Raw genomic sequence first — 13,603 nt, forward strand, 5'->3', positions numbered from 1 at the left:
TACTTCGAGCTGCATGTGCGTTAGCTTTTCTGCAACTCGAATTATTGAGGGTATAGTACCTGGATTACGATGAATTACTACCGCCAGATGTTACAGAGGGTTATTCGCTGATGGCGTCCCGCCACAGCGCCTCCACGACGCGCTGGGCCAAAATCGCCTGCTCCCCCGCTGTTTCCGGAACCGTCTGATTTTGTACGCAGTCAATGAAATGCCGCGCGCATCCGACAAAACCACGCTGTTCAAGCGTCGTTTGCCAACTAGGAATGGGTTTGATGAGAATACCCTGCCCGCGCTCTTCGCGCCATTCACGCATATCCGTCACGTCATATAGCCCGCCGTCGGTGACGGCCTGGACCGATTCACGCTGACTTCCGGCGCGCCGGTGCATACTGGTGGTAATTTGTAGTTTGTCGGCGGAAAAATGATGTTCCGCATAGCACATTTCGCCGGACTCGCTGGTGAGCAACGTGCCGCTGGCAAGGCGCGCCTCGCCGCCCGCCAGCCACAGAGCGGTATCCACGACATGCAGATAGTCATCGAGCAAAGTAAAACGTAAGTCGTGCGGCCCGACGCTATCGGTACGATGTTTATCCATACGTAGTGACGCCGCAGTGCCGAGGCGCGTCTTCAGTTCGCGGTACAGCGGCGCGAAACGGCGATTAAAGCCAACCATCAGCGTCAATTTTTTTTGCGCCGCCAGCGCCACCAGCCGTTCGGCATCACGTAGATTTTCCGCCAGCGGTTTATCCACGCAAACATGGACGCCGGCATTGAGAAGTTCGCTGACCACGGCATAATGGCTTGCGGTACTGGAGTGGACGAAGACCGCATCGCAGCCGGACGCTAAATTCGCCAGCGAATCCACATACGGTATGCGCCAGCTTTCGCAGATACGTAAGGCTTTATCCCGCGAAGGAGACCAGGCGCCCTGTAACGTCCATCCGGCGGTGTTGGTTAATACCGGCAGCCAGGCCTTCTGCGCAATACCGCCTAATCCGACAATGCCAATCCGTAATGTTCTCACATTACTCTCCCAGGTGAGCTAACAAAGAATCCAGCCGCTGCTTTAACTCCGCCACTTCGCTTTCCAGCGCTTCGACGCGCGACTGAAGATCGCCCGACGCACTTTCCGGCGCAGACGTCTGGAGAGACAGTTCATCGACGTCGCCGCAAAAAAGGTGCATATAACGGCTTTCGCGCTTACCCGGTTCACGCGCCAGACGGACGACATACGGGCCGTCCTCACGACTGGCAAGCCGTTCCAGCGTGGATTCAACTTCCGCCATATCGCTGAATTCATGCATCCGCGACGCCCGGCTACGCAACTCGCCGGGCGTTTGCGCGCCGCGCAGCAGCAGCGTAGTGACAAGCGCCACTTCCGCCGCGCTAAGTTTCAGATCGCCAAATTCGGAATTACAGAAGCGCTGTTCATATTTGGTGACGCGATTGCCAAACCCGCTGACCGTACGCAAAAAGTGGCGTTTCACCAGGTTATCGAGCTGTTCTTGTACCTCTTGTTCCGTCAGGTTCATCACCGGTTCACGGTTGGTTTTCTGATTACAGGCTGTCACCACCCCGTTGACGGAAAGCGGATACTGTTCCGGCGTTGTCACCTGCTTTTCCAGCAGACAGCCAATCACTCGCGCTTCAGTGGCGGTTAATTCATATTTCATCGTTTTCTCCCTTTGCCTCTCATTCCGTAAGCCGCTCAACGCCCCGGCGTCCATAACGGCGTGGTTAACGCCGTCAGGACATGGTCGCGCCATTGTCCATCAATCAACAGGTAATCTTTCGCATAGCCTTCTTTTTCAAAGCCAAGCCGCGCCAGCAACGCGCCGCTACGTTTGTTGTGCGGCATATAGTTCGCCATGATACGGTGGATATGCTGAGTGCGCTGCATATAGCGAATCGCAGCGGTTAAGGCTTCAAACATCAGCCCTTGCCCCTGCCACTTCTGCGCAATGGAATAGCCCAGATAACAGGCATGAAAAGAACCGCGCACCACATTGGAAAAATTCGCCACGCCGATAATTTCTTTTTCTTCCGGATCAAGTAGCGCGAAATAGAAGGCGGAGCCCTGTTTGTGAAATTCACCGATCATTCCCAGACGCGCCTGCCATCCTGAAGGATAACAATGACTTTCATCACGGACCGGTTCCCAGGGTTTTAAAAAATGACGATTTTCCGCGTAATAATCGGCCAGACGCCAGGCATCACGCTCATGCACTAAACGTACCACCAGACGATCGGTGGTTAAGCGCACTTTTGGCACGTTACTACGATAGCCAAACATTCTATACCTACTCCTTCCTGTAACGTCTTCAGCACGCCAGTAACATTACTATACCTGCGCAACCAGGCTCTGTGAAAAGCGCAAATCGTCATTTTTTGAATTGCTGCCACATTTTGATGAAAACTCTCGATTAAAAAGGACTTTTGATAAAAAAATATTGTCCCGCTAACGGTAGGAAAAAACGAAACGCCGCCGCAGAATAGAAGACGCTCATCTTTTATTTCCCGGGAGGGGAAATGTCGCGCGTCTCGCAGGCGAGGAACCTGGGTAAATATTTTCTTCTCATCGATAACATGTTAGTGGTGCTGGGTTTTTTCGTCGTCTTCCCGCTCATCTCTATTCGCTTTGTCGATCAAATGGGGTGGGCTGCCGTAATGGTAGGGATCGCGCTCGGCCTGCGCCAGTTTATTCAACAAGGTCTGGGCATTTTTGGCGGCGCCATCGCCGATCGCTTTGGCGCGAAACCGATGATTGTCACCGGTATGCTGATGCGCGCCGCAGGCTTTGCCACCATGGGTATCGCGCATGAGCCCTGGCTCTTGTGGTTTTCCTGCTTTCTTTCCGGTCTCGGCGGTACGCTTTTCGACCCGCCGCGTTCAGCGCTGGTGGTCAAATTAATTCGTCCGGAGCAACGGGGCCGCTTCTTCTCTCTGTTGATGATGCAGGACAGCGCGGGCGCGGTGATTGGCGCGCTGCTGGGAAGCTGGTTGCTACAATACGATTTTCGCCTGGTCTGCGCGACGGGCGCTATTTTGTTCATATTATGCGCCCTTTTCAATGCATGGCTGCTTCCGGCCTGGAAGCTATCAACGGTCAGAACGCCGGTGCGTGAAGGAATGCGCCGCGTCATGAGCGATAAAAGGTTTGTCACCTACGTGCTGACGCTGGCGGGCTACTATATGCTGGCGGTACAGGTCATGTTAATGCTGCCGATTATGGTAAACGATATCGCCGGTTCGCCTGCTGCCGTGAAATGGATGTACGCTATAGAGGCGTGTCTCTCGCTGACGTTGCTCTATCCGATTGCCCGCTGGAGCGAAAAGCGTTTTCGGCTGGAGCATCGGCTGATGGCCGGCTTGCTCGTCATGTCGCTGAGCATGATCCCCATCGGGATGGTGGGCAATTTACAGCAGCTTTTTACGCTTATTTGCGCTTTCTACATCGGCTCGGTTATCGCCGAACCGGCGCGCGAAACGCTCAGCGCGTCGCTCGCGGACGCGAGGGCGCGGGGAAGCTATATGGGCTTTAGCCGTCTGGGATTAGCCATTGGCGGCGCGATTGGTTATATCGGCGGCGGCTGGTTGTTTGATATGGGGAAAGCGCTTGCGCAGCCTGAACTACCGTGGATGATGCTCGGTATTATCGGCTTTATCACCTTTTTGGCTTTAGGCTGGCAATTTAGTCATAAACGCACGCCGCGCCGGATGCTGGAACCCGGCGCCTGATTTGATACCTGTCGCTATCTCCTCCATACTGGTCAGATACCGACAGTCAAATGGAGGAGAAACGTGAAGCTTTATATTTACGATCATTGCCCTTTCTGCGTTAAAGCCCGCATGATTTTCGGCCTGAAGAACATCCCCGTTGAACTTAACGTGTTACAAAATGACGACGAGGCGACGCCCACCCGGATGATTGGTCAAAAGATGGTGCCCATCCTGCAAAAAGATGATAGTCGCTACCTTCCTGAAAGTATGGATATTGTACATTATGTCGACAACCTCGACGGCAAACCGCTGTTAACCGGGAAACGCAATCCAGCCATTGAAGAGTGGTTGCGCAAAGTTAACGGTTACGTTAATCAGCTACTGCTGCCGCGATTTGCAAAATCCGCTTTCGATGAATTTTCTACCCCTGCGGCGCGTCAGTATTTTATCCGCAAAAAAGAAGCCTCATCTGGCAGTTTTGACAACCATCTTGCGCACTCTGCCGGACTGATTAAAAAGATCGGCGATGATTTACGTTTGCTGGATAAACTCATCGTACAGCCTAACGCCGTTAACGGCGAATTATCGGAAGATGATATTCATCTGTTTCCGCTTCTGCGTAATCTGACGCTGGTCGCCGGTATTCACTGGCCGACAAAAGTCGCAGACTATCGCGATAATATGGCAAAGCAGACGCAAATTAATTTACTCTCCTCAATGGCTATCTAACGCCCGCCAGGCGGCAACCCTTTCTTGCCGCCTTTTTCAGCTTTTTCTAGTGGCGCCATGTCCGCTGGCGCGACATGCTGCTTTGTGTCAAGATTAGGGCACAGGCAACATGCTAAGGAACGCCATGAAAAAGTTTTTTTTTGCCGCTGCGCTGGTAGTTAGCGGCCTGTTAGTGGGTTGTAATCAACTTACGCAATACACCATTAGCGAACAAGAAATCAATCAAGCGCTTGAAAAACGGAATAATTTCTCAAAAGATATTGGTCTTCCCGGCATTGCCGACGCGCATATCGTATTGACTAATCTTGCCAGCCAGATTGGTCGGGAAGAGCCTAATAAAGTCACCCTTACTGGCGATGCCAGGCTGGATATGAATTCCCTGTTTGGCAGTCAAAAAGCGACGATGAAACTCAAGCTAAAAGCCCTGCCGGTCTTTGATAAAGAAAAAGGCGCCATCTATCTTCAGGAGATGGAAGTAGTAGACGCCACCGTGACGCCGGAGAAAATGCAATCGGTGCTACAAACGCTCCTGCCCTATTTAAATCAGTCTTTACGTAGCTACTTTAACCAGCGGCCCGCTTACGTGTTGCGTGAGGACAGCAGTAAAGGCGAAGCGTTAGCGAAGAAACTCGCGAAAGGCATTGAAGTTAAACCTGGTGAAATCGTTATTCCTTTCACCAATTGATTTCGGAGGGCGCGCTCGCGCCCTTTTTTTACGTGCAAACGAAAACGTTTCCGCTTATCCTTTGTTTCCGGCAAAAAGACTATTCCTCAGCCGGAGCTTATTAATGACTGCACCATCCCAGGTTTTAAAGATCCGCCGCCCGGACGACTGGCACGTTCACCTTCGCGATGGCGACATGTTAAAAACGGTCGTACCCTATACCAGCGAAATTTATGGTCGCGCTATCGTGATGCCGAACCTGGCGTCCCCCATCACGACCGTTGATGCAGCGATCGCCTACCGCCAGCGTATTCTCGATGCGGTGCCCGCCGGGCATGATTTCACGCCGTTAATGACCTGCTATTTAACGGATTCGCTCGATGCCGATGAACTGGAGCGTGGTTTCCATGAAGGCGTATTTACTGCGGCTAAGCTTTACCCGGCCAATGCCACCACTAACTCCAGTCATGGCGTAACGTCAGTCGACGCTATCATGCCGGTACTGGAGCGGATGGAAAAACTCGGAATGCCATTGCTGGTCCACGGTGAGGTGACCCATGCGGATGTTGATATCTTCGATCGCGAAGCGCGTTTTATCGACACCGTAATGGAACCGCTACGCCAGCGTCTGACCGCGCTTAAAGTGGTCTTTGAGCACATCACGACCAAAGATGCCGCGCAGTATGTACGTGACGGCAACGACTACCTGGCGGCTACCATTACGCCTCAACATTTAATGTTTAACCGTAATGATATGCTGGTCGGCGGCATTCGTCCTCACCTGTACTGTCTGCCGATTCTGAAACGCAATATTCACCAACAGGCGTTACGCGAACTGGTTGCCAGTGGTTTTACGCGCGCCTTCCTGGGGACGGATTCAGCGCCGCATTCACGTCATCGTAAAGAGACCAGTTGCGGCTGCGCCGGTTGTTTCAACGCCCCCTCCGCCCTTGGCAGTTATGCCGCCGTGTTTGAGGAAATGAACGCGCTGGCGCACTTTGAAGCGTTCTGTTCACTGAATGGCCCGCAATTCTATGGCCTGCCGGTGAATACGGGGTGGGTGGAACTGGTTCGCGATGAACAACAGGTACCGGAAAATATCGCGCTGGCTGATGATTCGCTGGTGCCTTTTTTAGCGGGTGAAACAGTACGCTGGTCAGTAAAAAAATAAAAAATGCGCTTACCTGTTGCTATATATTGGATTTAACTGTATATATATCCAGTATATTCAACAGGGGGCCATTATGCGTATTGAAGTCACTATAGCCAAAACGTCACCTCTGCCTGCCGGTGCGATTGATGCGCTGGCGGGCGAACTCTCCCGTCGTATTAGCCATCATTTTCCTGAGAACTTGGGTAACGTCACCGTACGTTACGCTACCGCCAACAACTTGTCCGTCATTGGCGCATCAAAAGAGGACAAAGAACGCATTAGCGAGATTCTCCAGGAGACCTGGGAGAGCGCTGATGACTGGTTCATCAATGAATAAAAAATGATATGCAGTGATGTATGTTTGCCGGGTCGCCCCGGCTTTTTTATTTGCGCAACTGATGAATATTTCACCTGACCCTCAAAATAATTGCACAACATCCTAAAAAAATATGAATGAACTGCCGCTTTATTGTTCATATAATTCTTAAAAAGAGAAATTTATCCTCCGGTCTCTTTAAAAACGCAGTGAATAGCCTTATTAATTGGTATACTGAAGTTGCTTCAGAAGAAAAACACGCATTGAACCTCGAGAACCGTTGTCTTATAACACGTACCAGGGGGGCATGATGGAAAAGAATAATGAAGTCATTCAGACCCATCCGCTTGTAGGATGGGACATCAGCACCGTCGATAGCTATGATGCGCTGATGCTGCGTTTACACTACCAGACCCCAAATCGTCCGGAACCGGAAGGGACTGAAGTTGGTCAAACGCTCTGGTTAACAACAGATGTAGCCAGGCAATTTATTTCAATATTAGAAGCCGGCATCGCCAAAATAGAATCAGGCGATTACCAGGAAAACGAGTATCGTCGCCATTAGCGTGACGCGCTCCCCCTCTCTCAGGCACCGTAAGGTGCCTCACTTATTTCTGGCTTGTATATCTCAGCGCAGTTATTTACCCTGAAATCATCGCGATAGCAGAGAGAAGCTGATGAAATACGACCTTATTATTATCGGCAGCGGTTCGGTTGGCGCCGCCGCTGGTTATTACGCCACCCGCGCCGGGCTAAAGGTCCTGATGACCGATGCGCATATGCCGCCTCATCAACAGGGCAGCCACCACGGCGATACCCGTCTTATCCGCCACGCTTATGGTGAAGGCGAAAAATATGTCCCGCTGGTGCTTCGCGCCCAGACGCTTTGGGATGAACTCTCCACACACAATGAAGAGCCTATTTTTGTCCGCTCCGGCGTCGTCAACCTCGGCCCGGCCGATTCCGCTTTCTTAGCCAACGTCGCACGAAGCGCGCAACAGTGGCAATTGAACGTCGAGCGCCTGGACGCGACGGCCCTCATGACGCGCTGGCCGGAAATTCGCGTGCCCGATAATTATATCGGGCTGTTTGAAGCTGACTCCGGTTTCCTGCGCAGCGAATTAGCCATTACCACATGGCTTCGTCTGGCCCAAGAGGCAGGCTGCGCACAGCTATTTAACAGCCCGGTAAGCCATATTCATCATGATGATAACGGTGTGACGATAGAGACGAGTGAAGGCAGCTACCACGCCAGCAAGGCGCTGATTAGCGCGGGCACCTGGGTCAAAGCGCTGGTACCGGAGCTGCCCGTTCAGCCCGTACGTAAAGTTTTTGCCTGGTTTAAGGCGGATGGACGTTACAGCACTAAAAACCGCTTTCCGGCCTTTACCGGCGAAATGCCCAACGGCGATCAATATTACGGTTTCCCGGCGGAGAACGACGAGTTAAAAATCGGCAAACACAATGGCGGACAGCGAATACAGGCTCAGGAAGAGCGCAAGCCCTTTGCCGCCGTTGCCAGCGATGGCGCGGAAGCATTTCCTTTCCTGCGTAACGTACTGCCGGGTATCGGCGGTTGTTTACATGGGGCGGCATGTACCTATGATAATTCGCCGGACGAGGATTTTATTATCGATACGCTGCCTGGTCATGAGAATACGCTTGTCATCACTGGACTCAGCGGACATGGTTTTAAATTCGCCCCCGTGTTAGGAGAAATCGCTGCAGATTTTGCGTTGGGAAAAACGCCCTCCTTTGATCTGACGCCGTTCCGGCTTTCCCGTTTTAGCCAATAATTTGTCGGCCCCGTAAAGGGGCTGTTTATTAAGGTAAGCTATGCGTCGTCTCTTTCATTTTCTGATGAATAATATTCGCGAACATTTCATGCTTTACGTTATTCTTTGGTCGCTGCTGGCGGTGATGGATATTGTTTATCTCCTTTTCTTCTGATTGCTTTTCATTGACGCTAACTGACACTTCCTGAAAATTCCTCACTTTTTATTTCATAACGTTGAAGCACGGCAATAATGCCAGTTCCTGCCGTTGCGCGGTTATCAGGGGGAAATATCTCGAAACTTCTGAAGCTGAACCGCAAACAACATCAAAATTATTGAAATAAAAATAAATATCATTCAAATTCTTATTTATAAGTTGCATTCGGCGCTTTTCCACGCCATTTTCATTCTCTCGTGAAATATTCATTGGTGTGTTTATGCAATTTAAAAATACTCCACAGCGTTATGGCGTGGTTTCCGCCGCGCTCCACTGGCTGACCGCCCTGGTGGTCTATGGCATGTTTGCGTTGGGCTTATGGATGGTCACGCTCAGTTATTACGACGGCTGGTATCACCAGGCGCCGGAAATACATAAAAGTATTGGCATATTACTGATGATGGCGCTGATCGTGCGTATTATCTGGCGGCTTTATTCTCCGCCGCCCGTTGCGTTGACCAGCTATTCCCGTTTAACGCGCGCTGGCGCCGCCGCGGGTCATCTCCTCCTGTATCTCCTGCTCTTTGCGATAATCATTAGCGGCTACCTGATTTCCACCGCCGATGGTAAACCGATTAGCGTCTTTGGCTGGTTTGAGATTCCGGCCACGCTTACGGACGCGGGCGCGCAGGCTGACATCGCCGGAACACTGCATCTGTGGTTTGCCTGGTCGCTGGTCACTATCTCGCTCTCGCATGGGGTTATGGCGCTAAAACACCATTTCATCGATAAAGACGACACTCTGAAACGTATGACAGGAATGTCGTCATCTGACTATGGAGCTCAAAAATGAAAAAAAACCTGCTGGGATTCACCCTCGCATCCTTGTTATTCACGACCGGTTCCGCCGTGGCGGCGGAGTATAAAATTGATAAAGAAGGCCAACATGCGTTCGTCAATTTCCGCATTCAGCATCTGGGCTACAGCTGGCTATACGGCACCTTTAAAGATTTCGACGGCACGTTCACTTTTGACGAAAAAAATCCGTCGGCAGACAAAGTGAACGTGACCATTAACACCAATAGCGTCGACACTAACCATGCCGAACGTGACAAACACCTGCGTAGCGCGGAATTTCTTAATGTTGCGAAATTCCCGCAGGCAACCTTCACCTCTACCAGCGTGAAAAAAGAGGGCGATGAACTGGATATTACCGGCAATCTGACGCTCAATGGCGTGACTAAACCGGTGACGCTGGAAGCGAAGCTGATGGGCCAGGGCGACGATCCGTGGGGCGGTAAGCGCGCGGGCTTTGAGGCCGAAGGAAAAATTAAGCTGAAGGATTTCAATATAACTACCGATCTCGGCCCAGCCTCACAAGAGGTGGAGCTTATCATCTCAGTAGAAGGCGTTCAGCAGAAGTAACGCCTGGCGAAATGCCGGATAGCGGCCTTTACGCCGCTATCTGGAAAAATATTACTCAGTTGGATCGGGAATGCTCAGTTTGCTATTAAGCCGACCACGCGATTTATTAAAAATTTTGTTGCCGTTCTCACGACCCGCACGACGTCGGCGCTGTTCTTCCTCCGGCAAGGCCAACTCTTCACAGCATTGTTCACTACAGCAGCCGTTAAATTTACTGGCGCACTGCGGACACTGGATAAACAGCAGATGGCAACCGTCATTTTTGCAGTTGGTATGGCTGTCGCAGGACGCGCCGCACTGATGGCAATGCGCGATAACCTCATCCGAGATTCGTTCGCCCATTCGCTCATCAAATACAAAATTTTTGCCGATAAAGCGAACGGGAAGCCCCTGCTCGCGCGCGCGACGGGCGTATTCAATGATGCCACCCTCAATATGCCAGACTTTATTGAAACCGTTGTGTTTCATCCAGGCGCTGGCTTTCTCACAACGAATACCGCCGGTACAGAACATCACTATCTTTTTATCTGCATGTTCCCGCAGCATTTCAACCGCTTTTGGCAACTGTTCACGAAACGTATCCGCCGGGATTTCCAGAGCATTTTCGAAATGGCCGACTTCATACTCATAGTGGTTGCGCATATCAATAAAGACCGCGTCAGGATCGTCCAGCATCGCATTCACATCTGCCGCCTTCAGATAATCGCCGACATTACTGGCGTCAAAAGTCGGATCGTCAATACCGTCAGCAACGATACGGTCGCGAACTTTCATACGCAGCACCCAAAATGACTTTCCGTCATCCTCCAGCGCGATATTTAAACGCAGCCCGTCCAGCGCGGGATCGAACGTATAAAGCTGTTGACGAAAGGTCTCGACCTTGCTTTGCGGCACGCTGATTTGCGCATTGATGCCTTCATGTGCCAGGTAAACGCGACCAAAAACGTCCAACGCCGTAAACACCTGATACAACGCGTCCCGCGTCTGTTGCGGCGAGGCGATTGTGAAATATTTATAAAAAGAAATTGTCGTACGCGGCTCGCTTTCCGCCAGCATTTTGGCTTTCAGCTCGTCATTAGAGATGCGGTTGTGTAACACTGGCATGGTGTACGTATCCTGCAATCAGCAAAAAATAAAGTGGGCAGGCATGATAAGGCAAGTCTCGCCAATTTACATCCACACATTTTGCGCTACATTTCCTGCTTTACACTAAATAATTAACAACAATTGTCGATTTAATCGCCACTCTCCTGCTACATATTTTTGCTCAACGCAAAAAGATGCGAGAATACGGGGAATTGTTCGTTGAAAGACAGGATAGAAATGACGAAGTTGCCTAAGTTCTCCGTGGCCTTACTGCACCCGCGCTATTGGTTAACCTGGTTGGGTATAGGCGCGCTTTGGTTGGTCGTGCAACTCCCCTACCCGGTCATCTATAAATTGGGTTGCGCATTGGGCCACCTGGCGCGACGCGTAATGAAACGCCGCGCGAAAATCGCCTATCGCAACCTTGAATTATGCTTTCCGGAAATGAGCGCGCAGGAACGCCACACCATGGTGGTCAAAAACTTTGAATCCGTCGGTATGGGCGTGATGGAAACCGGCATGGCCTGGTTCTGGCCCGATCGGCGAGTGAACCGCTGGATGGAAGCGAGCGGTCTGGAGCATATCCGTGAAGTTAAGGCGCAGGGGCTGGGGTTCATTCTGGTAGGAATACATTTTCTTACCCTTGAGTTTGGCGCCCGCATGTTTGGTATGCATAACCCGGGGATCGGAGTTTATCGCCCGAATGATAATCCGTTGCTCGACTGGTTACAGACCTGGGGACGCTTACGCTCCAATAAATCGATGTTGGATCGCAAAGATCTGAAAGGCATGGTTAAGGCATTGAAAAGCGGCGAATTGATCTGGTATGCGCCGGATCACGATTACGGCCCGCGCGCCAGCGTCTTTGTACCGTTATTCGCCGTCGACCAGGCCGCTACGACCTCCGGTACCTGGATGCTCGCGCGCATGTCTAAAGCCTGTATTATCCCCTTCGTGCCTCGCCGTAAACCCGATGGGAAAGGCTACGAACTGATCATTCTTCCTGCGGAATATTCGCCTCCGCTGGAGAGCGCAGAAGCGACTGCCGCATGGATGAATAAGATTGTTGAGCAGTGCATTATGATGGCGCCAGAGCAGTATATGTGGCTGCATCGCCGCTTTAAAACTCGCCCTGAAGGCGTACCGTCGCGCTATTGACAGGATTGCAGCCGTCAGGCTGCAATTTTTCCCCTCTTTTAGCTTTAAAAGCTCCCCACATTGCGAGGCTGGTAAGGTCGGCGCATAATTATAATTAGTACGCTCATAATTAAATTGATGATAGCGCAAACCGCGCATCATACTGTGGAACGCTATGTCACCCTCTGATGTCCCCATAAACTGGAAACGCAATCTAACCGTTACCTGGCTGGGCTGTTTTTTAACCGGCGCGGCATTCAGTCTGGTCATGCCTTTTCTCCCTCTCTACGTTGAGCAACTCGGTGTAACAGGCCATAGCGCGCTTAACATGTGGTCCGGGCTGGTCTTTAGTATTACGTTCCTCTTTTCAGCTATCGCTTCCCCTTTTTGGGGCGGTCTGGCGGATCGTAAAGGGCGTAAGATCATGCTGTTGCGTTCCGCTCTCGGCATGGCCATTGTGATGCTGTTAATGGGCATGGCGCAAAATATCTGGCAATTTCTGATCCTCCGCGCGTTATTAGGCCTGCTGGGCGGATTTATTCCCAACGCCAATGCGCTCATCGCCACTCAGGTGCCGCGCCACAAAAGCGGCTGGGCGTTAGGGACGCTCTCTACTGGCGGCGTCAGCGGCGCTCTGCTTGGCCCACTTGCGGGCGGTCTGCTCGCCGACCATTACGGCCTTCGTCCGGTCTTTTTTATTACCGCCAGCGTTTTGTTTATCTGTTTTCTGCTCACCTTCTTTTTCATTCGCGAGAATTTCCTGCCGGTGAGCAAAAAAGAGATGCTTCACGTTCGGGAAGTGGTCGCCTCGTTAAAAAATCCCCGCCTGGTGTTAAGCCTGTTTGTCACCACGCTGATTATTCAGGTGGCGACGGGGTCTATTGCGCCCATCCTGACGCTCTATGTGCGCGAACTCGCGGGAAATGTCAGTAATATTGCGTTCATTAGCGGGATGATAGCGTCCGTTCCCGGCGTGGCGGCATTACTTAGCGCCCCCCGGCTCGGCAAGCTTGGCGACAGAATTGGCCCGGAAAAGATTCTTATCGTCGCGCTGATTATTTCCGTACTGCTGCTGATTCCAATGTCTTTTGTGCAAACGCCGTGGCAACTCGCGCTATTGCGGTTTCTGCTTGGCGCGGCGGATGGCGCGCTGCTGCCAGCCGTTCAAACTCTGCTGGTTTACAACTCTACCAACCAGATAGCCGGGCGCATATTCAGTTACAACCAATCTTTCCGCGATATCGGCAACGTCACCGGCCCTCTCATGGGCGCCGCAATTTCCGCGAGCTATGGCTTCCGCGCCGTATTCTGCGTCACGGCAGGCGTGGTGTTGTTCAATGCTATCTATTCATGGAACAGCTTACGACGGCGCAGACTGGCAATAGAATAATTTTTGCGCTTTCATACTTGCAATATTACAGAATCAGCTATTCTTTCCCTA

General features: G+C 51.6%; 16 protein-coding genes. 12 read left to right on the forward strand and 4 right to left on the reverse strand.

From position 1 onward, the window contains the following. Window positions 1–100: 100 nt before the first annotated feature. The 3 genes from ACLJNW_RS05910 to rimJ are packed head-to-tail and all read right to left on the reverse strand — an operon-like array spanning window position 101 to window position 2,293. Entirely contained in the window at window positions 101–1,024 is a 924-nt protein-coding gene (locus ACLJNW_RS05910) for a Gfo/Idh/MocA family protein (protein ID WP_001259729.1), read from the reverse strand. A 1-nt stretch (window position 1,025) separates the two neighbouring features. After that, a complete protein-coding gene (locus ACLJNW_RS05915; protein ID WP_000873047.1) occupies window positions 1,026–1,673 on the reverse strand; it encodes a YceH family protein in 648 nt (215 codons plus the stop codon). Between the two features lie 35 nt (window positions 1,674–1,708). Further along, window positions 1,709–2,293 carry a ribosomal protein S5-alanine N-acetyltransferase gene (rimJ, locus tag ACLJNW_RS05920; protein WP_000468204.1) on the reverse strand — a complete coding sequence of 195 codons (585 nt, stop codon included), beginning with the start codon at window positions 2,291–2,293 and terminating at the stop codon, window positions 1,709–1,711. A 236-nt stretch (window positions 2,294–2,529) separates the two neighbouring features. On the opposite strand from rimJ, the gene mdtH reads away from it, so the two are divergent. The 10 genes from mdtH to ACLJNW_RS05970 all read left to right on the forward strand — a co-directional run bounded on the left by mdtH (window position 2,530) and on the right by ACLJNW_RS05970 (window position 9,939). Continuing rightward, window positions 2,530–3,738 carry a multidrug efflux MFS transporter MdtH gene (gene mdtH / locus ACLJNW_RS05925; RefSeq protein ID WP_000092174.1) on the forward strand — a complete coding sequence of 403 codons (1,209 nt, stop codon included), beginning with the start codon at window positions 2,530–2,532 and terminating at the stop codon, window positions 3,736–3,738. 63 nt (window positions 3,739–3,801) lie between these two features. Then, the gene (grxB, locus tag ACLJNW_RS05930; RefSeq protein ID WP_000780893.1) at window positions 3,802–4,449 is read left to right on the forward strand and encodes a glutaredoxin 2; all 648 of its coding nucleotides are present in this window, start codon (window positions 3,802–3,804) and stop codon (window positions 4,447–4,449) included. Window positions 4,450–4,573: 124 nt separating this feature from the next. Next, window positions 4,574–5,134 (forward strand): lipoprotein, encoded by a 561-nt coding sequence (locus ACLJNW_RS05935; protein WP_000713054.1) that lies wholly within the window; start codon window positions 4,574–4,576, stop codon window positions 5,132–5,134. Between the two features lie 103 nt (window positions 5,135–5,237). Then, the gene (gene pyrC, locus ACLJNW_RS05940; RefSeq protein WP_000126587.1) at window positions 5,238–6,284 is read left to right on the forward strand and encodes a dihydroorotase; all 1,047 of its coding nucleotides are present in this window, start codon (window positions 5,238–5,240) and stop codon (window positions 6,282–6,284) included. Window positions 6,285–6,357: 73 nt separating this feature from the next. Further along, entirely contained in the window at window positions 6,358–6,603 is a 246-nt protein-coding gene (gene dinI / locus ACLJNW_RS05945; protein ID WP_001217763.1) for a DNA damage-inducible protein I, read from the forward strand. A gap of 289 nt (window positions 6,604–6,892) precedes the next feature. After that, entirely contained in the window at window positions 6,893–7,147 is a 255-nt protein-coding gene (gene bssS / locus ACLJNW_RS05950; RefSeq protein ID WP_000414441.1) for a biofilm formation regulator BssS, read from the forward strand. Window positions 7,148–7,259: 112 nt separating this feature from the next. Then, on the forward strand, window positions 7,260–8,378 hold the full coding sequence (gene solA, locus ACLJNW_RS05955) for an N-methyl-L-tryptophan oxidase (protein WP_023204062.1): 1,119 nt from the start codon (window positions 7,260–7,262) through the stop codon (window positions 8,376–8,378). Between the two features lie 40 nt (window positions 8,379–8,418). Further along, window positions 8,419–8,532 carry a YceO family protein gene (locus ACLJNW_RS05960; RefSeq protein ID WP_001253282.1) on the forward strand — a complete coding sequence of 38 codons (114 nt, stop codon included), beginning with the start codon at window positions 8,419–8,421 and terminating at the stop codon, window positions 8,530–8,532. 262 nt (window positions 8,533–8,794) lie between these two features. Further along, window positions 8,795–9,367: a cytochrome b gene (locus tag ACLJNW_RS05965; protein ID WP_023204060.1), complete on the forward strand. Its 573-nt coding sequence runs from the start codon at window positions 8,795–8,797 to the stop codon at window positions 9,365–9,367. Further along, window positions 9,364–9,939 carry a YceI family protein gene (locus ACLJNW_RS05970; RefSeq protein ID WP_000739886.1) on the forward strand — a complete coding sequence of 192 codons (576 nt, stop codon included), beginning with the start codon at window positions 9,364–9,366 and terminating at the stop codon, window positions 9,937–9,939. Before ACLJNW_RS05965 ends, ACLJNW_RS05970 begins: the two co-directional genes overlap by 4 nt. A 51-nt stretch (window positions 9,940–9,990) precedes the next feature. Here the strand turns inward: ACLJNW_RS05970 and ACLJNW_RS05975 are convergent, their stop codons facing one another. Then, window positions 9,991–11,043 (reverse strand): rhodanese-related sulfurtransferase, encoded by a 1,053-nt coding sequence (locus tag ACLJNW_RS05975; RefSeq protein ID WP_024154811.1) that lies wholly within the window; start codon window positions 11,041–11,043, stop codon window positions 9,991–9,993. Between the two features lie 219 nt (window positions 11,044–11,262). Between ACLJNW_RS05975 and ACLJNW_RS05980 the strand changes: the two genes are divergently transcribed. Together ACLJNW_RS05980 and mdtG are read left to right on the forward strand one after the other, a co-directional pair. Next, on the forward strand, window positions 11,263–12,183 hold the full coding sequence (locus tag ACLJNW_RS05980; RefSeq protein WP_000163973.1) for a Kdo(2)-lipid IV(A) acyltransferase: 921 nt from the start codon (window positions 11,263–11,265) through the stop codon (window positions 12,181–12,183). A gap of 154 nt (window positions 12,184–12,337) precedes the next feature. Next, window positions 12,338–13,552 (forward strand): multidrug efflux MFS transporter MdtG, encoded by a 1,215-nt coding sequence (mdtG, locus tag ACLJNW_RS05985; RefSeq protein WP_000075053.1) that lies wholly within the window; start codon window positions 12,338–12,340, stop codon window positions 13,550–13,552. Window positions 13,553–13,603: the final 51 nt, after the last annotated feature.

It is taken from the genome of Salmonella sp. SAL4457 (genome assembly GCF_046548235.1).
Taxonomy (GTDB): Bacteria; Pseudomonadota; Gammaproteobacteria; order Enterobacterales; family Enterobacteriaceae; genus Salmonella; species Salmonella enterica.

Bases quoted from the DNA above. Each gene is read 5' to 3' on its own strand.
- mdtG (WP_000075053.1), top strand. From the start codon at position 12,338: ATGTCACCCTCTGATGTCCCCATAAACTGGAAACGCAATCTAACCGTT.
- ACLJNW_RS05935 (WP_000713054.1), top strand. From the start codon at position 4,574: ATGAAAAAGTTTTTTTTTGCCGCTGCGCTGGTAGTTAGCGGCCTGTTA.
- ACLJNW_RS05915 (WP_000873047.1), bottom strand. From the start codon at position 1,673: ATGAAATATGAATTAACCGCCACTGAAGCGCGAGTGATTGGCTGTCTG.
- ACLJNW_RS05975 (WP_024154811.1), bottom strand. From the start codon at position 11,043: ATGCCAGTGTTACACAACCGCATCTCTAATGACGAGCTGAAAGCCAAA.
- mdtH (WP_000092174.1), top strand. From the start codon at position 2,530: ATGTCGCGCGTCTCGCAGGCGAGGAACCTGGGTAAATATTTTCTTCTC.
- dinI (WP_001217763.1), top strand. From the start codon at position 6,358: ATGCGTATTGAAGTCACTATAGCCAAAACGTCACCTCTGCCTGCCGGT.
- pyrC (WP_000126587.1), top strand. From the start codon at position 5,238: ATGACTGCACCATCCCAGGTTTTAAAGATCCGCCGCCCGGACGACTGG.
- ACLJNW_RS05960 (WP_001253282.1), top strand. From the start codon at position 8,419: ATGCGTCGTCTCTTTCATTTTCTGATGAATAATATTCGCGAACATTTC.
- solA (WP_023204062.1), top strand. From the start codon at position 7,260: ATGAAATACGACCTTATTATTATCGGCAGCGGTTCGGTTGGCGCCGCC.
- ACLJNW_RS05970 (WP_000739886.1), top strand. From the start codon at position 9,364: ATGAAAAAAAACCTGCTGGGATTCACCCTCGCATCCTTGTTATTCACG.
- bssS (WP_000414441.1), top strand. From the start codon at position 6,893: ATGGAAAAGAATAATGAAGTCATTCAGACCCATCCGCTTGTAGGATGG.
- ACLJNW_RS05965 (WP_023204060.1), top strand. From the start codon at position 8,795: ATGCAATTTAAAAATACTCCACAGCGTTATGGCGTGGTTTCCGCCGCG.
- rimJ (WP_000468204.1), bottom strand. From the start codon at position 2,293: ATGTTTGGCTATCGTAGTAACGTGCCAAAAGTGCGCTTAACCACCGAT.
- ACLJNW_RS05980 (WP_000163973.1), top strand. From the start codon at position 11,263: ATGACGAAGTTGCCTAAGTTCTCCGTGGCCTTACTGCACCCGCGCTAT.